The organism is Pseudomonas eucalypticola, from assembly GCF_013374995.1.
GTDB classification, from domain to species: Bacteria; Pseudomonadota; Gammaproteobacteria; order Pseudomonadales; family Pseudomonadaceae; genus Aquipseudomonas; species Aquipseudomonas eucalypticola.
On the sequence record NZ_CP056030.1, the window covers coordinates 46,162 to 65,341 of the forward strand.

Annotated in this window: 19 protein-coding genes and 1 pseudogene; 15 read left to right on the forward strand and 5 right to left on the reverse strand. The window is 61.2% G+C overall.

Annotated features, from left to right (window positions below; all coding sequences use genetic code 11):
- The first annotated feature begins 15 nt into the window (after window positions 1–15).
- Together prlC and HWQ56_RS00250 are read left to right on the forward strand one after the other, a co-directional pair.
- Window positions 16–2,067, forward strand: a complete 2,052-nt coding sequence (prlC, locus tag HWQ56_RS00245) for an oligopeptidase A (RefSeq protein ID WP_176569499.1) — start codon at window positions 16–18, stop codon at window positions 2,065–2,067.
- On the forward strand, window positions 2,064–2,345 hold the full coding sequence (locus tag HWQ56_RS00250; RefSeq protein WP_158153049.1) for a YheV family putative zinc ribbon protein: 282 nt from the start codon (window positions 2,064–2,066) through the stop codon (window positions 2,343–2,345). The genes prlC and HWQ56_RS00250 overlap by 4 nt, the downstream gene beginning before the upstream one ends.
- Here HWQ56_RS00250 and HWQ56_RS00255 read toward each other — a convergent pair.
- Complete coding sequence (locus tag HWQ56_RS00255) at window positions 2,342–2,686, reverse strand: tyrosine-protein phosphatase (RefSeq protein ID WP_425331925.1); 345 nt, start codon at window positions 2,684–2,686, stop codon at window positions 2,342–2,344. The genes HWQ56_RS00250 and HWQ56_RS00255 overlap by 4 nt on opposite strands.
- 391 nt (window positions 2,687–3,077) lie before the next feature.
- Between HWQ56_RS00255 and HWQ56_RS00260 the strand changes: the two genes are divergently transcribed.
- The 3 genes from HWQ56_RS00260 to HWQ56_RS00270 are packed head-to-tail and all read left to right on the forward strand — an operon-like array spanning window position 3,078 to window position 6,916.
- Window positions 3,078–3,815, forward strand: coding sequence for a gluconate 2-dehydrogenase subunit 3 family protein (locus HWQ56_RS00260; RefSeq protein ID WP_158153051.1), 738 nt, complete (start codon window positions 3,078–3,080; stop codon window positions 3,813–3,815).
- Window positions 3,816–3,817: 2 nt separating this feature from the next.
- Entirely contained in the window at window positions 3,818–5,602 is a 1,785-nt protein-coding gene (locus tag HWQ56_RS00265) for a GMC family oxidoreductase (RefSeq protein ID WP_158153052.1), read from the forward strand.
- Between the two features lie 12 nt (window positions 5,603–5,614).
- Window positions 5,615–6,916, forward strand: a complete 1,302-nt coding sequence (locus HWQ56_RS00270) for a c-type cytochrome (RefSeq protein ID WP_176569501.1) — start codon at window positions 5,615–5,617, stop codon at window positions 6,914–6,916.
- An 84-nt stretch (window positions 6,917–7,000) separates the two neighbouring features.
- Here HWQ56_RS00270 and HWQ56_RS00275 read toward each other — a convergent pair whose 3' ends face one another.
- Window positions 7,001–7,312: a hypothetical protein gene (locus HWQ56_RS00275; RefSeq protein WP_176569502.1), complete on the reverse strand. Its 312-nt coding sequence runs from the start codon at window positions 7,310–7,312 to the stop codon at window positions 7,001–7,003.
- Between the two features lie 157 nt (window positions 7,313–7,469).
- On the opposite strand from HWQ56_RS00275, the gene HWQ56_RS00280 reads away from it, so the two are divergent.
- Together HWQ56_RS00280 and HWQ56_RS29320 are read left to right on the forward strand one after the other, a co-directional pair.
- On the forward strand, window positions 7,470–8,528 hold the full coding sequence (locus HWQ56_RS00280; protein WP_176569503.1) for a PA0069 family radical SAM protein: 1,059 nt from the start codon (window positions 7,470–7,472) through the stop codon (window positions 8,526–8,528).
- Window positions 8,529–8,610: 82 nt separating this feature from the next.
- The gene (locus HWQ56_RS29320) at window positions 8,611–8,880 is read left to right on the forward strand and encodes a type II toxin-antitoxin system RelE/ParE family toxin (protein ID WP_158153056.1); all 270 of its coding nucleotides are present in this window, start codon (window positions 8,611–8,613) and stop codon (window positions 8,878–8,880) included.
- A gap of 473 nt (window positions 8,881–9,353) precedes the next feature.
- Here HWQ56_RS29320 and HWQ56_RS00290 read toward each other — a convergent pair whose 3' ends face one another.
- Window positions 9,354–9,620 (reverse strand): type II toxin-antitoxin system RelB/DinJ family antitoxin, encoded by a 267-nt coding sequence (locus HWQ56_RS00290; protein WP_158153057.1) that lies wholly within the window; start codon window positions 9,618–9,620, stop codon window positions 9,354–9,356.
- Window positions 9,621–9,973: 353 nt separating this feature from the next.
- Between HWQ56_RS00290 and HWQ56_RS00295 the strand changes: the two genes are divergently transcribed.
- A complete protein-coding gene (locus tag HWQ56_RS00295; RefSeq protein WP_158153058.1) occupies window positions 9,974–10,693 on the forward strand; it encodes a carbonic anhydrase in 720 nt (239 codons plus the stop codon).
- Between the two features lie 196 nt (window positions 10,694–10,889).
- On the forward strand, window positions 10,890–12,419 hold the full coding sequence (locus HWQ56_RS00300) for a SulP family inorganic anion transporter (protein WP_176569504.1): 1,530 nt from the start codon (window positions 10,890–10,892) through the stop codon (window positions 12,417–12,419).
- 45 nt (window positions 12,420–12,464) lie between these two features.
- On the opposite strand, the gene HWQ56_RS00305 is transcribed toward HWQ56_RS00300, so the two are convergent.
- Window positions 12,465–13,103: a hypothetical protein gene (locus tag HWQ56_RS00305; RefSeq protein ID WP_176569505.1), complete on the reverse strand. Its 639-nt coding sequence runs from the start codon at window positions 13,101–13,103 to the stop codon at window positions 12,465–12,467.
- Between the two features lie 318 nt (window positions 13,104–13,421).
- Here HWQ56_RS00305 and coxB point away from each other — a divergent pair, with 318 nt between their 5' ends.
- From coxB to HWQ56_RS00325, 4 genes and pseudogenes are all read left to right on the forward strand, one after another.
- On the forward strand, window positions 13,422–14,549 hold the full coding sequence (gene coxB / locus HWQ56_RS00310) for a cytochrome c oxidase subunit II (RefSeq protein ID WP_158153061.1): 1,128 nt from the start codon (window positions 13,422–13,424) through the stop codon (window positions 14,547–14,549).
- 33 nt (window positions 14,550–14,582) lie between these two features.
- A complete protein-coding gene (ctaD, locus tag HWQ56_RS00315; RefSeq protein ID WP_158153062.1) occupies window positions 14,583–16,175 on the forward strand; it encodes a cytochrome c oxidase subunit I in 1,593 nt (530 codons plus the stop codon).
- The gene (locus HWQ56_RS00320; RefSeq protein ID WP_158153063.1) at window positions 16,172–16,717 is read left to right on the forward strand and encodes a cytochrome c oxidase assembly protein; all 546 of its coding nucleotides are present in this window, start codon (window positions 16,172–16,174) and stop codon (window positions 16,715–16,717) included. The genes ctaD and HWQ56_RS00320 overlap by 4 nt, the downstream gene beginning before the upstream one ends.
- A 36-nt stretch (window positions 16,718–16,753) precedes the next feature.
- Window positions 16,754–17,640, forward strand: a pseudogene (locus HWQ56_RS00325) (cytochrome c oxidase subunit 3).
- Here HWQ56_RS00325 and HWQ56_RS00330 read toward each other — a convergent pair.
- Window positions 17,641–17,844: a twin transmembrane helix small protein gene (locus HWQ56_RS00330; protein WP_158153065.1), complete on the reverse strand. Its 204-nt coding sequence runs from the start codon at window positions 17,842–17,844 to the stop codon at window positions 17,641–17,643. It abuts the pseudogene before it with no gap.
- A 24-nt stretch (window positions 17,845–17,868) separates the two neighbouring features.
- Here HWQ56_RS00330 and HWQ56_RS00335 point away from each other — a divergent pair, with 24 nt between their 5' ends.
- Both HWQ56_RS00335 and HWQ56_RS00340 read left to right on the forward strand, forming a co-directional pair.
- Window positions 17,869–18,624 (forward strand): SURF1 family protein, encoded by a 756-nt coding sequence (locus HWQ56_RS00335; RefSeq protein WP_158153066.1) that lies wholly within the window; start codon window positions 17,869–17,871, stop codon window positions 18,622–18,624.
- Entirely contained in the window at window positions 18,590–19,180 is a 591-nt protein-coding gene (locus HWQ56_RS00340; protein WP_158153067.1) for a hypothetical protein, read from the forward strand. Before HWQ56_RS00335 ends, HWQ56_RS00340 begins: the two co-directional genes overlap by 35 nt.

The window sequence follows — 19,180 nt, forward strand, 5'->3', positions numbered from 1 at the left end:
CCAAGGTGTGTAACCGTGAGCGCGACCAACCCGCTACTGCAGTCTTATGACCTGCCACCGTTCTCGGCGATCCGTGCCGAGCACGTACAGCCGGCGATTGAACAGATCCTGGCCGACAACCGTGCGGCGATCGCCAAGATTCTCGAAACCCAGGCGCAGAAGCCTACCTGGGCCGGCCTGGTCCTGGCCATGGATGAACTCAACGACCGCCTGGGCGCGGCCTGGAGCCCGGTCAGCCACCTCAATGCCGTGTGCAACAGCCCGGAACTGCGCCAGGCGTATGAAGCCTGCCTGCCGGCCCTGAGCGCCTACTCCACCGAGATGGGCCAGAACCGCGAGCTGTTCCAGGCCTATGAAGCCCTGGCCAACAGCCCGGAAGCCGCCACCTTCGACGTGGCGCAGAAAACCATCCTGGAGCACTCGCTGCGCGACTTCCGCTTGTCGGGTATCGACCTGCCGCCCGAGCAGCAGCAGCGTTACGCCGAAGTGCAAAGCAAACTGTCCGAGCTGGGCAGCAAGTTCTCCAACCAGTTGCTGGACGCTACCCAGGCGTGGACCAAGCACGTTACCGATGAAGCCGCGCTGACTGGCCTGACCGACTCGGCCAAGGCGCAAATGGCCGCCGCAGCCAAGGCAAAAGGCCTGGACGGCTGGCTGATTACCCTGGAATTCCCCAGCTACTACGCGGTGATGACCTACGCTCAGGACCGTGCCCTGCGTGAGGAGCTTTACGCCGCCTACTGCACCCGTGCTTCTGACCAGGGCCCGAACGCCGGCCAGAACGACAACGGCCCGGTGATGGAACAGATCCTCGACCTGCGCCAGGAACTGGCCCAGCTGTTGGGCTACAGCAGTTTCGCGGAATTGAGCCTGGCCACCAAGATGGCCGAGTCCAGCGATCAGGTGCTGGGTTTCCTGCGCGACCTGGCCAAACGCAGCAAGCCGTTCGCGGCTCAGGACCTGACCCAGCTCAAGGCCTACGCCGCCGAGCAGGGCTGCCCGGACCTGCAGAACTGGGACAGCGGCTTCTACGGCGAGAAACTGCGTGAGCAGCGTTACAGCGTGTCTCAGGAAGCCCTGCGCGCTTATTTCCCCATCGACAAGGTGCTGTCTGGCCTGTTCGCTATCGTCCACCGCCTTTACGGCATCGAAATCGCCGAACAGAGCGGTTTCGACACCTGGCACCCGGACGTGCGCCTGTTCGAGATCAAGGAAAATGGCCAGCACGTCGGTCGCTTCTTCTTCGACCTGTACGCCCGCGCCAACAAGCGTGGCGGTGCCTGGATGGACGGCGCCCGTGATCACCGTCGCACCGCTGGCGGCACCGTGCAGAGCCCGGTGGCGAACCTGGTGTGCAACTTCACCCCAGCCGACGCCGGCAAGCCAGCCCTGCTGACCCATGACGAAGTCACCACCCTGTTCCACGAGTTCGGCCACGGCCTGCACCACCTGCTGACCCGTGTCGAGCATGCCGGCGTGTCCGGCATCAACGGCGTGGCCTGGGATGCGGTCGAACTGCCGAGCCAGTTCATGGAAAACTGGTGCTGGGAGCCCGAGGGCTTGGCGCTGATTTCCGGCCACTACGAGACCGGCGCTGCCCTGCCTCAGGATTTGCTGGAGAAAATGCTGGCCGCCAAGAACTTCCAGTCCGGCCTGATGATGGTGCGTCAGCTGGAGTTCTCGCTGTTCGACTTCGAACTGCACGCCACCCATGGCGATGGCCGCAGCGTGCTGCAGGTGCTCGAAGGCGTGCGTGACGAGGTCACGGTGATGCGCCCACCCGCGTACAACCGCTTCCCCAACAGCTTCGCGCACATCTTCGCCGGCGGCTATGCAGCGGGTTACTACAGCTACAAGTGGGCTGAAGTGTTGTCGGCGGACGCCTTCTCGCGTTTTGAGGAAGAAGGCGTGCTCAACGCCGAGACCGGTCGTGCCTTCCGCGAAGCCATCCTGGCCCGCGGTGGTTCCCAGGCGCCGATGGTGCTGTTCGTCGACTTCCGCGGCCGCGAGCCGTCGATTGATGCACTCTTGCGCCATAGCGGCCTGAGTGAGGGCGCGGCAGCATGAGTGACACACCTGTGGTCAAGACCAAGAAACGCTTCATCGCCGGGGCGGTATGCCCGGCGTGCAGCGAGTCGGACAAGCTGATGATGTGGAGCGAGGACGATGTCCCGCACCGTGAGTGCGTGGCCTGTGGGTACAGCGATACCCTCAACGCCCAGGGGCAGTCCATTCCCAGCGAACTGGGGACGCGGGTCAACAAGCAGGCGCCGAAAGCCGCCAACCCCAACGTGCAGACGGTGCAGTTCTTCCCGAACCCGAAGCTGAAGAAGCCCGACGCTTAAATCAGCTGCTTGAACAACTCCTTGACCGCGCAAGCGGCCAGGGGGTTGGTGCTGCACGCGCCGCTGGCCAGCGCGCTGCGCACCGCTTGTACGTCCACGTCGTGGATGTAGTCCAGCCCGTATTTCATCCGCCGGGTGTCACCAAAGCCACCCTGGGTCATCTCCGCCACCGCATCCTGCTTGCTCCACCCCTGAACCACCATACGGTACATGGCGGCCACCAGCCCCGTGCGGTCCAGGCCGTGCTTGCAATGGATAAGCACGGGCCCTTTTGCTTCCCCTTGCTGAATAGCCCGCAGTGCGGAAATGATCTCGGCGTCATCGACGTGCACCGTGCGCATGGGCAACTGCACCCGGCTGATCTGCAGTGTGTTCAGCCATAGCGCACCAGCAGAAGACGACGGAAATACATGAAAAAAGCGCGCTGTAGGCAGTGGGAGAGCCTTCATTGTCATTAGCACTGCGTCAAAGCACGGTGAGGCGTTCGTAAAAACTTCGTGTAAAGGGCCTGTAAAATAAGCCTGAAACCGGTTACATTTTCGCATCTCGAAGCCCCCTTTTTAGGGGGCGAGCAACAACCTGGCGTGCCGCCCAGACTCGATAAAACTAAAAAACGTCGTGATGTTCTTTACTAAGTACGTCGCGATGCCCGCCTGTGCAGCTCGATGAGCAACTCAAAACGATAAGCGGCCTCAAGGCTGCGACAAATCCGTGATCGGATGAGGATCCCCCATGTCTGAGCAAGACCACGACAACCCGCGCCGGGACTTCCTGCGCAAGACCCTGACCCTGATACCCGTAGTCACCGTGGCCAGCACCGGCCTGGGCATGGGTGTGGGTGAACTGATGGCTGCGCCGAAGGACAAGCCCGAGGCGGCTGCCAAGCCCGCTCAGGATTACCAGCCAAGCTACTTCACCGCGGAAGAATGGACGTTCGTCAACGCCGCCGTGGCGCGGCTGATTCCGGCCGATGACCTTGGCCCCGGTGCGCTGGAAGCCGGCGCGCCTGAATTCATCGACCGCCAGATGAACACACCCTACGCCAGCGGTGCGTTGTGGTACATGCAAGGCCCGTTCGTGACCGATGCGCCTGCCGAAATGGGTTACCAGCTCAAGCTGGTGCCCCAGCAGATCTATCGCCTGGGGATCGCGGCCACGGACGCCTGGTGCCAGAAGCAGGCAGGCAAGGCCTTCGCCCAGCTCGATGGTGCGGCCCAGGACAGCGTGCTGAGCAAGCTGGAATCCGGGGATATCCAGTTTGACGACGTACCGTCCAAGGCTTTTTTCGCCTTGTTGATCCAGAACACCAAGGAAGGCTTCTTCAGCGACCCGGTACATGGCGGCAACAAAGGCCTGGTGGGCTGGACGCTGGTGGGCTTCCCCGGCGCACGCGCCGACTTCATGGACTGGGTTGAACGCAATGAGCAATACCCCTTCCCGGCAGTATCCATTCGCGGCGAGAGGGCTTGAGCATGGCGACAGTATTGAAGAAGGTCGATGCAGTGATCGTCGGTTTCGGCTGGACCGGCGCCATCATGGCCAAGGAGTTGACTGAAGCAGGCCTGAACGTGGTCGCCCTGGAGCGTGGCCCGATGCAGGACACCTACCCAGACGGCAACTACCCGCAAGTGATCGACGAGCTGACCTACAGTGTGCGCAAGAAGCTGTTTGTGGATATCTCCAAGGAAACCGTGACAGTGCGCCACAGCGTCAACGACGTGGCCTTGCCCAACCGCCAGCTGGGCGCGTTCCTGCCTGGTCAGGGCGTGGGCGGTGCTGGCCTTCATTGGTCGGGCGTGCATTTTCGTGTCGACCCTATCGAACTGCGTATGCGCAGCCACTACGAAGAGCGCTACGGCAAGAAATTCATTCCCGAAGACATGACCATCCAGGACTTCGGCGTGACCTACGAAGAGCTGGAGCCGTTCTTCGACTTTTCCGAGAAAGTCTTCGGCACCTCGGGCACGGCCTGGTCGGTGAAAGGCCAGATCGTCGGCGAAGGCAAGGGTGCCAACCCTTATGCGCCAGATCGTTCCAACCCGTTTCCGCTGGAGGCGCAGAAAAATACCGTCTCGGCCATGCTGTTCCAGAAGGCCGCCGCGGCGTCAGGTTACAAACCCTATAACCTGCCGTCTGCCAACACCTCGGGGCCCTACACCAACCCTTACGGCGCGCAGATGGGGCCCTGCAACTTCTGCGGTTTTTGCAGCGGGTACGTCTGCTACATGTATTCCAAGGCCTCGCCGAACGTGAACATCCTGCCGGCACTCAGGCAGGAGCCCAAGTTCGAACTGCGCACCAACGCCCATGTGTTGCGCGTGAACCTGACCGACGACAAGAAGCTGGCCACCGGCGTGAGCTACATCGACGCCCAGGGCCGTGAAGTGGAGCAGCCGGCCGACCTGGTCATTCTGGGTGCTTTCCAATTCAACAACGTGCGCCTGATGCTGTTGTCTGGCATCGGCAAGCCCTACGATCCGATCAGCAACGAAGGCGTGGTCGGCAGGAACTTCGCCTACCAGAACATGGCCACGGTGAAGGCCTTCTTCGACAAGGACACCCACACCAACAACTTCATTGGTGCCGGTGGCAACGGGGTGGCCATCGACGACTTCAACGCCGACAACTTCGACCATGGCCCGCATGGCTTCGTTGGTGGTTCGCCGTTCTGGGTCAACCAGGCGGGCAGCCGCCCTATCGCCGGCACGTCCAACCCGCCCGGCACGCCAGCCTGGGGCAGCGCCTGGAAGCGCACCACGGCCGAGTACTACACGCACCAGGTATCCATGGACGCCCACGGCGCTCATCAGTCCTACCGCGGCAACTACCTTGACCTGGACCCTACCTACAAGGATGCCTACGGCCAACCGTTGTTGCGCATGACGTTCAACTGGCAGGAAAACGACATCAAGATGAACATGTTCATGGCCGACAAGCTGGCGCAGATCGCCAAGGCCATGAACCCCAAGTCGGTCGCCGTGCTGGGCAAGAAAATGGGCGAGAAATTCAACACCGCCGCCTACCAGACCACCCACCTCAACGGTGGCGCGATCATGGGCACCGATCCCAAGACCAGCGCCCTTAACCGCTACCTGCAAAGCTGGGACGTACACAACGTGTTCGTACCGGGTGCTTCCGCGTTCCCCCAGGGCCTGGGCTACAACCCTACCGGCCTGGTCGCCGCGCTGACCTACTGGTCGGCCAAGGCTATCCGCGAGCAGTACCTGAAAAACCCCGGCCCGCTGGTGCAGGCTTAAGGAGCGATGACCATGAAAAACCTGTTTCTCGCTTCCCTGGCGCTGGCCAGCCTGCCCGTGTGGGCGGCCGAGCCCTCTTTCGACCCAGCCCTGGTGCAAAAAGGCAAGTACCTGGCCCGTGCCGGCGACTGCGTGGCCTGCCACACCGCCAAGGGCGGCAAGCCGTTTGCCGGTGGCCTGCCGATGGAGACGCCGATCGGCACCATCTATTCCACCAACATCACCCCGGACAAGACCGGCATCGGCGAATACTCTTTCGAGGACTTTGACCAGGCCGTGCGCCATGGCGTGGGCAAGAGTGGCAGCACCTTGTACCCGGCCATGCCCTACCCTTCCTATGCTCGCGTCAGTGACGAAGACATGCAGGCTCTATACGCCTATTTCATGAAGGGTGTGCAGCCGGTCGGCCAAGAGAACAAGGATGTGGATATCCCCTGGCCGCTGAGCATGCGCTGGCCGCTGGCCATCTGGCGCGGCATGTTCGCGCCCAAGGTGGAGCCGTTCAAGGCCGCGGGCAATGATGAAAGCATCAACCGTGGCGCCTACCTGGTTGAAGGCCTGGGGCACTGTGGTGCCTGCCATACCCCACGTGCCATCACCATGCAGGAAAAGGCCCTCAACCCGGCGGACGGCAAGGAGTTCCTCTCTGGTTCCGCACCGCTTGAAGGCTGGATCGCCAAGAGCCTGCGGGGCGACCACAAGGACGGCCTGGGCAGCTGGAGCGAGGCAGACCTGGTGGCCTTCCTCAAGACCGGCCGCAGTGACCGTACCGCCGTGTTCGGTGGCATGAGCGACGTGGTCGAGCACAGTATGCAGTACATGAGCGATGCGGACCTGACCGCCATTGCCCGTTACCTGAAGTCCTTGCCGGCGGCCAACCCCGACGACAAGCCTCAGGTCTACGACAAGGCCGTGGCCGATGCGTTGTGGAAAGGTGATGACAGCAAGCCGGGCGCGTCGGTGTACATCGACAACTGCGCCGCTTGCCACCGTACCGACGGCAAGGGCTACACCCGCGTGTTCCCGGCCCTGGCGGGCAATCCCGTGCTGCAGACAGCCGATGCCACGTCGCTGATCCATATCGTGCTCAGGGGCGGCACCCTGGTCGCCACCAAGACCGCGCCCTCGAACTTCACCATGCCTTCCTATGCCTGGCGCCTGTCAGACCAGGAAGTGGCGGACGTGGTGAACTTCATTCGCACCAGTTGGGGCAACCAGGGCTCGCAGGTATCGGCCAAGGATGTGAAAGCGCTGCGTACTGATGACATGAAGACTACTTCCGGGGATGACCTGGGGCAGGTCAGCTCCAAGTAACTTCAGGCCATCTGATGGGTGTTTAGGTCCTGGTTTGCCAACGAGCTGTGGGTCCCAATGCTCGCTGGCAAGCCAGCTCCTATTTCAATTCATGGTTAGCGGATTACCCTTGAAGCCGAAGAATTTCAGCGCGGCCCGGCCAGCATCGGTGTATGCCTTGCGATCAGCGTCCGTGATCCTGTCATCACCATCCGCATCGGCGACGTATCCTACGATCGACACCTCGTCTGGGCCGGTGATCTTCAGACGTACATAGCCGACATCCTGCAGCGTACTTATGCGGGTTTCCTGATCTTCCACCTTCGTACCCTGTCCGACCGCGAGATATCTCGGAGCACCAGGTTCTGAATCTTCCAGCACAATGACCAACACTGTATTTCTAATGGGTTCAGCCATGATGTTCTCCGGCGTCGGCAAATGGTCGCAGTTGCAGCATGGCTCGGTTCGTTAATCGCCGCACCTGTCAGATCTGACAGGTGCTCGCGATCAGTGGACGTATTCTTCAGGAATGTTTTGATGTACTGTATATAAATACAGATAAATGAGGCGATATATGCCTACGCCCCTGCCCCCACGCGGCCGCGGCACCGCCGCCAACCCCCACAACCGTTTCACGGCCCAGCGCTCGCTCGTCGAGGACGACGGCTGGTATCAGGAAGTGCCGGTCACCCAGGGCACTGAAGTGCGCATCGAGACCGCGAAGAGTATCATCACCCGCAACAGCTCCCCCGACTTGCCCTTCGACCGCACCATCAACCCCTACCGTGGTTGCGAGCACGGCTGCATTTATTGTTTCGCCCGGCCCAGCCATGCCTACTGGGACATGTCCCCTGGCCTGGACTTTGAAACCAGGCTCATCGCCAAGAGCAACGCCGTCGCCCTGCTGGAGCAGCAACTGTCCAAGCGCGGCTATCAGGTGGCACCGATCAACCTGGGGTCCAACACCGACCCTTACCAACCCATCGAGCGCGAGCACAAAATTACCCGCGGGGTGCTGCAAGTGCTGCTGCGCTACCGCCACCCCGTGACCATCGTCACCAAGGGGTCGCTTATTCTGCGTGACCTGGACCTGCTCAGCGAACTGGCCAGCCTGAACCTGGTGTCGGTGATGATCAGCCTCACCACTTTGGATGACGAGCTCAAGCGCACCCTGGAACCCCGCGCTGCGGCGCCCAAGGCCCGCCTACGGGCCATCCGTGTGATGCGTGATGCTGGCGTTCCGGTGGGTGTGCTGTGCGCCCCCATGATCCCCATGATCAACGACATGGAAATGGAAAGCCTGCTGCGCGAAGCCAAGGCTGCAGGCGCCTTGAGCGCCAACTACATTCTGCTGCGCCTGCCGCTGGAAGTGGCGCCGCTGTTCGAGGAGTGGCTTCATCAGCACTACCCGCAGCGCGCCGAACATGTGCTGAGTTTGATACGCCAGAGCCGCGGCGGCGCGCTCTACGACAGCCGGTTTGGCGCACGTTTTCGAGGTGAAGGGGTGTTCGCGGACTTGCTGGAGCAGCGCTTCAAGGCAGGGCTCAGGCGTTTTGGCTTGAGCCGGCGGGGGGAGCATTCGCTCGATTGCACGGCGTTTTGCCCGCCGGGGGGGCAGATGTCGTTGTTGTGAAATTGTTACTGGGGGTGAATGTAGGGTGCCTCGGGATGATGCGGTTCACTAGGCTCGGTATTTTTTGGAGTTCAAGTTAGCCGTGCTGAAGATTTTGTCTACTCCGCAATTTGATTCCGATTTCAAGCACTACAGTGCTGGCCGTGATATCGAGTGTTTCAAGCAAATTGTACGGTTGCTGCAGCAGCAGCGACCATTGCCGCCATGGGCATGCGACTGTCCTTTGGTCAATACATGGGGGCGCTGGAACTGCCGAATCAGTTTTGACTGGTGGTTGATCTACAGGTGTGACATGACAGCCAATACGATCACGTTCGAACAGACGGGGAGCTTCCGCTATCTGTTCGAATGATTCCGCTCCACGCTAATTAAAGGTTCTTCACGGAATCTCGGGAAAGTTGTCGCACCACTGCAGATCCACAGTGAGCAAACAGAGCAGATCAGGTGATGTCCCAGGCATAACTGGCCCGAAACGGATGTGGGACCGGGCTTGCCCGGGAAGCGCCGCGCGGGCGGCGCTCGGTTTCAAGGGCGCAAGAAGACCAAGACATGTATCCGGTGGCCTTGATGCGATTGCAAGGCGGGCCGATAGGATGTTCATCGGAGCTCCTGGCTGGGGATTGCATCAAGGCTACTAGGCGCCAGGCGATGTTGTAGTGTCGCTGTCGAGATCGAGCGCCGTCCGCACGGCGCTTCCCGGGCAAGCCCGGTCCCACATCTGTTTCGGGCCAGTTATGCCTGTGAGATCACCTGGGCCGCCTTGTTTGTCCACTAAAGATCTTCGTAAGCACCACCAACATTCCCGGCAATCCGTGAAGAACCTAATTAAATGCCCAGGTCGCGGAAGAATGCGTCAGCGCTTTCGTGTTCCTTGCCCGTTGGATTGAGGTGCTCCTCCTCCACAACCTTGCGAGCGCGCGCGTTGAGTGAGGGGGCCTTGACCGCGAACGGGAGCTCCTTTGTCTGCACTACCTGCACGAGCATCATTCGAATGGCTTGGGAAATGGTCATGCCCATTTCCTCGAGGACTGCCGTTGCATCAGCCTTGAGTTCGCGTTCGATTCTTGTGCGCACCACTTCTGTATGAGCCATCGTTTAACTCCGAGCGTATTGTAGCCACAACGAGCTTATCCTGTTCTCATGGTTATGTACAGGAAGGAAACAGTTCGTTCGAGGTGGCGGATCCCTTAGATTTTCCTCACCTTTGTTACCAGCATTTAGCTGATTCATATTGATTTGCCATCACTCCGTAGCTTCCTGAAACACATCAAACCCCCGTTCCAGAGCCCTCCATTCAGTTTCAATTAAGTTTTCATCTCTACCTTCGATCGCAAGTGACCCGATAGTCACTAAGCTGAATGAATCGTTCGGCACAGTCCTATCGTGTAGGGCGTTTTGCCCCGTAAAATAGGAAAATTCCTATAACCGTCTCCCGAGGATGAATCATGACCGATAAGGACTCTTCCCTGACCGAGCCGGCTGTCGAGGCTGAGAGCGCGGACGCTGCGCTGAAGACCATCGTCGATGGCTTCCTGCACTTCCACCACGAAGTGTTTCCACAGCAGCAGGAGCTGTTCAAGAAGCTCGCCACTGCCCAGACCCCCAGGGCGATGTTCATCACCTGCGCGGACTCGCGTATCGTGCCCGAACTGATTACCCACAGCTCGCCCGGCGACCTGTTCGTGACCCGCAACGTCGGCAACGTTGTGCCGCCCTATGGGCAAATGAACGGTGGTGTGTCCACCGCCATCGAGTACGCGGTCATGGCTTTGGGTGTGCACCACATCATTGTGTGCGGCCATTCGGACTGCGGTGCCATGCGCGCCGTGCTCAACCCCGCCACGCTGGAAAAGATGCCGACTGTAAAGGCCTGGCTGCGCCATGCCGAAGTCGCCAAGACGGTGGTGCATGACAATTGCAACTGTGCCACCGAAGCGGAAAGCATGCAGGTGCTGACCGAGGAAAACGTCATCGCCCAATTGCAACACCTGCGCACCCACCCGTCGGTGGCATCGCGCATGGCCAGCGGCCAGTTGTTCATTCATGGCTGGATCTACAGCATCGAGACCAGCGAAATTCGAGCTTATGATGCTGAGCGTGATTGCTTCCTTCCATTGGATGGAACCCTGCCGATACCGAGCGCTACCCCCAAAGGGCGGTTCTAGCGCTCTACCGTGATAAACGAGGCCTGATGACGGCGCACTGAGTGCGCCGTCTGCCCCGTTGCCGTTATCGAAAACCGCACTACTGCCAGCCAGCCCCCTGGGGCCGGCTGCGGGCAGCTGCATGCCTGCGAAAAGTGCTGCGGCTTTCGACAGCGACCACTGGGCCGGGCCGCAGGCAATTTTCAGGAGAAACGTAATGAACATGGCACGGATAAAGGCGGTACTGCCGCGAGAGTTGCTGGCGTCGGTGGTGGTGTTCCTGGTGGCGTTGCCCCTTTGCATGGGGATCGCCATCGCCTCGGGCATGCCGCCGGCGAAAGGGCTGATCACCGGCATCATTGGCGGCGTAGTGGTCGGGTTCCTGGCGGGCTCGCCGCTTCAGGTCAGCGGCCCGGCCGCAGGGCTTGCCGTCCTGGTGTTCGAGTTGGTACGCCAGCATGGCATGGCCATGCTGGGGCCGATCCTGTTGTTGGCAGGCTTGCTGCAACTGCTGGCCGGCCGTTTCAAACTGGGGTGCTGGTTCCGTGTGACGGCGCCGGCGGTGGTCTACGGCATGCTGGCGGGCATTGGCGTACTGATTGTGCTGTCCCAGGTACACGTGATGCTCGATAGCGCGCCAAAGCCCTCTGGCATGGATAACCTGCTGGGCTTTCCGGGCGCCGTGGCCGAGGCACTGCCGGTGATGGGCGGTGGGGTGGGCTGGCAAGCCGGGCTGTTGGGCCTGGGTACGATCGCCGTCATGTACGCATGGGAAAAGCTGCGGCCCCAGCGCCTGCGCTTCGTGCCTGGGGCCCTGTTGGGCGTGGGCCTGGCCACGGTGGTGAGCCTGGCGATGAACTTGTCGGTGAAACGCGTCGAAGTGCCGGCGAACCTGGCTGAGGCCATCGACTGGCTACGCCCGGCGGACTTGCTGAACCTGGCCGACCCAACCTTGCTGATTGCTGCCTTCGCCGTGGCCTTCATCGCTAGCGCCGAGACATTGCTGTCGGCAGCGGCCGTAGATCGCATGCACAGCGGCGTGCGTTCGGACTTCGACCGTGAACTGTCGGCTCAGGGTGTAGGCAACATGCTTTGCGGTGTGCTGGGCGCCTTGCCGATGACCGGCGTGATCGTGCGCAGCTCCGCCAATGTCCAGGCCGGCGCACAGACGCGGGTTTCGGCGATTTTCCATGGCGTATGGTTGCTGGCATTCGTGGTGGCACTTTCCAGTGTGTTGCAGAGCATCCCGGTGGCGAGCCTGGCGGGCGTGCTGGTGTACACGGGTTTCAAGTTGGTGGACCTCAAGGCGTTACGCAGCCTGGGACGTTATGGCCGCATGCCGATGTTCATCTACGGTGCCACGGCGATGGCCATCATCTTCACCGACCTGCTGACCGGCGTGCTGCTGGGGTTCGCCCTGACCTTGCTGATGCTGGCATTGAAGGCCGCCCGGTTGAAAATCAACCTGGTGCAGCGTGAGGGCAATGAAATGGAATTGCGTCTGACCGGCGCCGCGACCTTCCTCAAAGTGCCGGCCTTGACCCAGGTGCTCGACACCATCCCAGCGGGCAGCATTGTTCATGTGCCGCTGGGCGGGTTGCGCTATATCGACCATTCCTGCCTTGAACTGCTGGAGGACTGGGGGCGCGCGAACCGTGCCAGTGGTTCGCGGTTGATCATCGAGAGTCGTGGTTTGAAGCGGCGCATCGAGGGGCAGATGCGCACATCGGCGGGCATTGGGGCCTGAAAAGCATGCGCCCGGTCCCACTTTGATCTGGGCGCAGCTTGAAGATCAGTTCAGATCCAGCGCCAGCCCGAACTGCCGCGACAGGCAAGGCCACTGGCTCCACGCATCGCCGGTCTCCTTGGCCGAAAGTTTGTCGCGGTACTGCTCAACCGATTCCAGGGCAAAGCTGTCTTCATTGAGCATGTTATCCACAGAGTGGTGCACCACCTCGTCCAGCTGGTTGGCGAACGCCTCGCCAATCAGCTGGTGGGCTATAAGGTTCGCCACGGTGGTGTCCAGCGGAATCAACGGCTGCTGGAAATGCTTGATGTACAGATCATTCACTTCTTCCACCAGGCGATGGGCCAAGTAGGCTTCATCCAGCAGGCAGTCCAGGCCGACATGGCCTTCCAACGCTTCTGGCGGTTGGATGAAGTATTGCTCGGCTATTTTCAGCACCGGCTTGATCTGCGATTCGATGCCAGCCTTGATCGCGACATCGTTTGCGGCGTCGAGCAGATCCGGCACCTGGTCGATGTAGGCGCGCACGAACCGGGTAAGCACGTCTTTGCGATCCGCTTCAGGAAGCTGGATGGCAGGGTGCAGATGCGGCAACTGCTTTTCCAGTTGCTGGGTCAATTGGCCAGTATCGGTCTCGTGTTGGTGGGCACGTTGGATCTGCTCACGCAGTGCAGCGGTGTTCATGAATACTCCAGGAAGCGACTATCTGAAACGGAAGACCTAGGTTAGCTGGCTTCTGACGCCGCCTAAGACGCATTTGTCATAATTATTTAACCGTTATATGCATCAGTTATATCGAAGTGCCATCACTCTTGTCTGGCCATCCGCTTCATTGCGCCCCCTAGGGCGCTGGCTATACTCGCTTTAGTACCGCGTTGCCTGATGCCCGACTGCCTGCGCAGCAAGGCCCCGGCCGTTGAAGTTCGCTGTCTTGACCGCCGCTCCCTTAGCCGTGGGCTTGCAAAGCCTGGGGTAGAACAAGAACGATAAGGGGAACCCGCGATGATGCGACATCCACATGCCTGGATGGGCCTTGCGCTGTGGTCGCTTTTTACGCCAGCCCATGCGGCCTGGACGACCAACATGGCGCCAGGGGTGACGTACATCAGCAACCAGGTCTTCGACCTGCACATGACCATCTTCTGGATCTGCGTGGTCATTGGCATCGCGGTGTTCGGGGTAATGATCTGGTCGATGATCATCCACCGCCGCTCCACCGGTCAGGTCGCCGCCCATTTCCATGAAAGCACCAAAGTGGAAATTCTCTGGACCGTGGTGCCCCTGGTCATTCTGATCGTCATGGCGGTGCCGGCCACTCGTACCCTCATTCGCATGTACGACACCAGCGAACCGGACATGGACATCCAGATCACCGGTTACCAGTGGAAGTGGCACTACAAGTACCTGGGCCAGGACGTGGAGTTCTTCAGCAACCTGGCCACCCCCCAGGAGCAGATTCACAACCAGGAGCCCAAGGACGAGCACTATTTGCTGGAAGTGGATAACCCGCTGGTGCTGCCCGTGGGGCGCAAGATTCGCTTTTTGGTCACCGGCGCCGACGTCATCCATTCCTGGTGGGTGCCGGCCTTCGCCGTGAAGCGCGATGCCATCCCCGGTTTCGTCAATGAAGCCTGGACGCGTATCGACAAGCCCGGCATCTACCGAGGCCAGTGCAGCGAGCTGTGCGGCAAGGACCATGGTTTCATGCCCATTGTGGTGGAGGCCAAGAGCCAGGCCGACTTCGACACCTGGATGGGTGAGCGCAAGGCCGAAGCCGCCAAGCTCAAGGAGCTGACGAGCAAGCAATGGACGCTGCAGGAACTGGTGGAGCGCGGCGACAAGGTCTACCACACCACCTGCGTGGCCTGTCACCAGGCCGAAGGGCAAGGCCTGCCGCCGATGTTCCCCTCACTCAAGGGTTCACCTATCGCCACCGGGCCGAAGGAAGGCCATCTGAACCGGGTGTTCTTCGGCAAACCCGGGACCGCCATGGCGGCCTTCGGCAAGCAGTTGTCGGAGGTGGATATCGCCGCCGTGGTGACCTACGAACGCAATGCCTGGGGCAACAACAAGGGTGACATGGTCACGCCCCAGGACGTGCTCGCGTTGAAACAGGCCCAAGCCAAATAACCAGGCAAGCTCGCTTGCCGAGGAAGACAGGACATGAGTGCAGTCATCGATGATCATGGCCATGCCGGGGCCGACCACGCCCACGGCCCGGCGAAGGGCCTGATGCGCTGGGTGCTGACCACTAACCACAAGGACATCGGCACGCTGTACCTGTGGTTCAGCTTCTGCATGTTCCTGCTCGGTGGCTCGTTCGCCATGGTGATCCGCGCCGAGCTGTTCCAGCCCGGGCTGCAGATCGTCGAGCCGGCCTTTTTCAACCAGATGACGACCATGCACGGCCTGGTAATGGTGTTCGGTGCGGTGATGCCGGCGTTCGTCGGGTTGGCCAACTGGATGATCCCTTTGATGATCGGCGCGCCGGACATGGCCCTGCCGCGCATGAACAACTTCAGCTTCTGGCTGCTGCCGGCGGCCTTCCTGCTGCTGGTCTCGACGCTGTTCAGCCCTGGCGGTGGCCCCAACTTTGGGTGGACGTTCTACGCACCGCTATCTACCACCTACGCGCCGGCCAGCGTCACCTTCTTCATTTTCGCCATTCACCTGATGGGCATCAGCTCGATCATGGGCGCGATCAACATCATCGCCACCATCCTCAACCTGCGCGCACCGGGCATGACGCTGATGAAAATGCCGCTGTTCGTGTGGACCTGGCTGATCACCGCTTTCCTGCTGATAGCGGTAATGCCCGTACTGGCCGGGTGCGTGACCATGATGCTGATGGACATCCATTTCGGCACCAGCTTCTTCAGCGCTGCCGGTGGCGGTGACCCGGTGTTGTTCCAGCATGTGTTCTGGTTCTTCGGCCACCCCGAGGTGTACATCATGATCCTGCCGGCCTTTGGTGCCATCAGCTCGATCATCCCGGCTTTTTCGCGCAAGCCCCTGTTCGGCTACACCTCCATGGTCTATGCCACGGCGAGCATTGCCTTTCTGTCGTTTCTGGTATGGGCGCACCACATGTTCGTGGTGGGCATCCCACTGGTGGGCGAGCTGTTCTTCATGTACGCCACCATGCTTATCGCCGTACCCACGGGGGTAAAGGTGTTCAACTGGGTGAGCACCATGTGGCAGGGCTCTTTGACGTTTGAAACGCCCATGCTGTTTGCCGTGGCCTTCGTGATTCTGTTCAGCATCGGCGGCTTCTCCGGGCTGATGCTGGCCATCGCTCCCGCCGACTTCCAGTACCAGGACACCTACTTCGTGGTGGCGCATTTCCACTATGTACTGGTGCCGGGCGCCATCTTTGGCATTTTCGCCTCGGCGTATTACTGGATGCCCAAATGGACTGGCCACATGTATGACGAAACCCTGGGCAAGCTGCATTTCTGGCTGTCGTTCATCGGCATGAACATGGCCTTCTTCCCGATGCATTTCGTCGGGTTGGCGGGGATGCCGCGGCGGGTGCCGGACTACAACCTGCAATTCGCCAACTTCAACATGGTGTCGTCCATCGGCGCGTTCACCTTTGGCGCCACGCAGATTTTCTTCCTGTTCATCGTCATCAAGACCATCCGCGGCGGCCCCCCTGCCCCGGCCAAACCCTGGGATGGCGCCGAAGGGCTGGAATGGACCATTCCTTCGCCCGCGCCCTACCACACCTTCACCACGCCACCGGAGGTCGAATGAGCCGCCTGGCCCCCAACCGCCGGCTGGTGACGCGGTTGCTGCTGATCGTGGCGGTGATGTTTGCTTTCGGCTTTGCCCTGGTGCCCTTGTATGACGTGATGTGCAAGGCGTTCGGTATCAACGGCAAGACCGCCGGCCAGTACGAGGGCAGCCAGGTGGTCGACCCCAGCCGCGACGTTCGGGTGCAGTTCCTGCCCACCAACAATGCCGACATGGTCTGGGACTTCTATTCCAAAGCACCTGAAGTGACGGTGCACCCGGGTGCCGTGACCGAGATGATCTTTGTCGCACGCAACCCGACGGACCACGCCATGAGCGCCCAGGCGGTACCCAGCATCGCGCCATCCGAGGCCGCGGCGTACTTCCACAAGACCGAATGCTTCTGTTTCACCCAGCAAGTACTGGACCCCGGCGAGCGCATCGAAATGCCCGTGCGCTTCATTGTCGACCGCGACCTGCCCAAGGACATCAAGCACCTGACGCTGGCCTACACGCTCTTCGACATCACTGCCCGACACCCGCCGATCAAGACCGGCAGCTAGGCGCAGGGTTTTGCCGCAACAACGGAGAACAACAACATGGCAACCCACCAGCATTATTACGTTCCGGCGCAGAGCAAATGGCCGATCATCGCCACCTTGGGCCTATTCACCACGGTGTTCGGCCTGGGCACCTGGTTCAATGACCTGAAGGCCGCGCAGGCTCATTCCCACGGGCCACTGATATTTTTCGCGGGCGCGTTGATCATCGCCTTCATGATGTTCGGCTGGTTCGGCGCGGTTATCAAGGAAAGCCGGGCGGGGCTCTACAGCCCCCAGCTGGACCGGTCCTTTCGCTGGGGCATGTCGTGGTTCATTTTTTCCGAGGTGATGTTCTTCGTCGCCTTCTTCGGCGCGCTGTTCTATGTGCGCAATGTGGCCGGCCCGGCCCTGGGGGCGAAGGGCCAAAAGGGATCGCCCATATGCTGTGGCCCAACTTCCAGTTCGCCTGGCCGCTGCTGCACACCCCCGACCCCAAGCTGTTCCCGCCGCCCAGGGGGGTGATCGACCCCTGGCACCTGCCGTTGATCAACACGGTGCTGCTGGTCAGCTCCAGCGTCACCATCACCATCGCCCACCACGCGCTCAAGCGCGGCCATCGCGGGCCACTGAAACTGTGGCTGGCGCTGACGATTCTGCTCGGGCTCAGCTTTCTGTTCCTGCAGGCGCACGAATATGTCGAGGCCTATGAAGAGTTGGGGCTGACCTTGGGCTCGGGTATCTACGGCGCGACCTTCTTCATGCTCACGGGCTTCCACGGCGCGCACGTGACAATGGGCACCTTGATTCTCGCGGTGATACTGGTCCGCATCCTGCGCGGCCATTTCGATGCCGATCACCAGTTCGGGTTCGAAGCGGCCAGTTGGTATTGGCACTTCGTGGACGTGGTGTGGGTGGGGCTGTTCATCTTTGTTTACGTACTGTGATCACCACGGGGCACGGGACGTCAACTGGCCGCTGTAGAACCCCCAAGCCACCAAGCCCAGGGTCAGGGCGGCGAGGATGACGCGCACGGTCAGGGCTTTCACCAGGCGGTCGGAGCGACCGTCGTCCTTGACCAGGAAGAACAAACCGCTGAACAGGCTGGCCACCGTTGCCAGCAACATCAGCACGATCGCGGCTTTGAGCATGGCAGGACTCCAAGGGGGCAAGCGATGCAAGCAAGTATAGCGAGGCGTTTTCGCCCAGGGCTGCTGCCCACGCTGGTGGTGCTGGCATTGCTACCGGTGCTGGTGAGCCTGGGGTTCTGGCAATTGGGGCGGGCTGAGGAAAAACGTCAGCTGCTGGCCCTTGATGCGCAGCACCGCATGGCCCAGCCGATACCCAGCACCCAGCTGGACGGGCTGCAGGCCCCGGCTTTTCGACGGATACGGCTGCATGGTCAGTTCGACCCTGATCACAGCCTGATCCTCGACAATCGCCAGCGTGAAGGCCATGTAGGCGTGGAGTTGGTGCAACCGTTCCGTGACCAGGCCAGCGGCCAATGGCTGCTGGTCAACCGCGGCTGGCTGCCTTGGCAAGACCGGCGCACGCCGCCTCATTTCGACACACCCGGGCAGGCCCTCGACCTGGTCGCCTGGGTGTATGTGCCGCCAGGCGCGACCTATCAGTTGAGCGCCGACCCGGCGGGCCAGCCATGGCCCCGGTTGGTCACGGCGTTGGACCCGGGTGCGCTGTGGGGGGAGTTAGGCCGCCAGGGTTACGGCCATGAGTTGCGCCTGGACCCGGGCCCCGCAGCGTATCAGCTGGGTTGGCCAGTGGTCTCCATGGGCCCGGAAAAGCATGTGGGCTATGCCGTGCAGTGGTTCGCCATGAGCCTGACGCTGGTGGGCCTGTACCTGTACCTAGGCTTGCACGACAAGAAGGAGAAGCCCCATGGGAGCGGCCATGAATCCACCCGCCCGGTCTGACATGCCGGCACCTGCCCGGCGGCGCGGGCGCTTGCAATTGCTGTTGATCCTCCTGGTGACGGTGGGGCCCATGGTGCTCGCTACCTTCATGTACAAACTCCACTTCTGGGTGCCAGAGGGACGCAGCTATCACGGTGAACTGATCGCCAACGGCCAGACCCGCGCCGACCTGGGCGTACAGGCCGACGAAACCCGCTGGCAAATGCTGGTGACCACCCCCGGCGAATGCGCCGCCGACTGCCAGCAACTGGTGTATCTGGCCCGGCAAATCCAGATCGGCCTGGGCCGTGACGCTTCCCGGGCCAGCCACGCCCTGGCCGCGCCACAACCGCAGAGTGCCGACTATGAAGCGCGTCTGGCCCATGAATACCCGCGCTTGCAGCGCTACCCGCTGGTGCTGGGCAAATACGCGCCGCTGGTCGAGGGCGAACCGGGGCCGCACCTGTGGATCATCGACCCCCACGGCAACCTGGTGCTGCGCTACGGCCCCCAGGTCAACGGCAAGGATTTGCTCAACGACCTTCGGCAACTGCTGAAGCTCTCCAACATCGGGTAG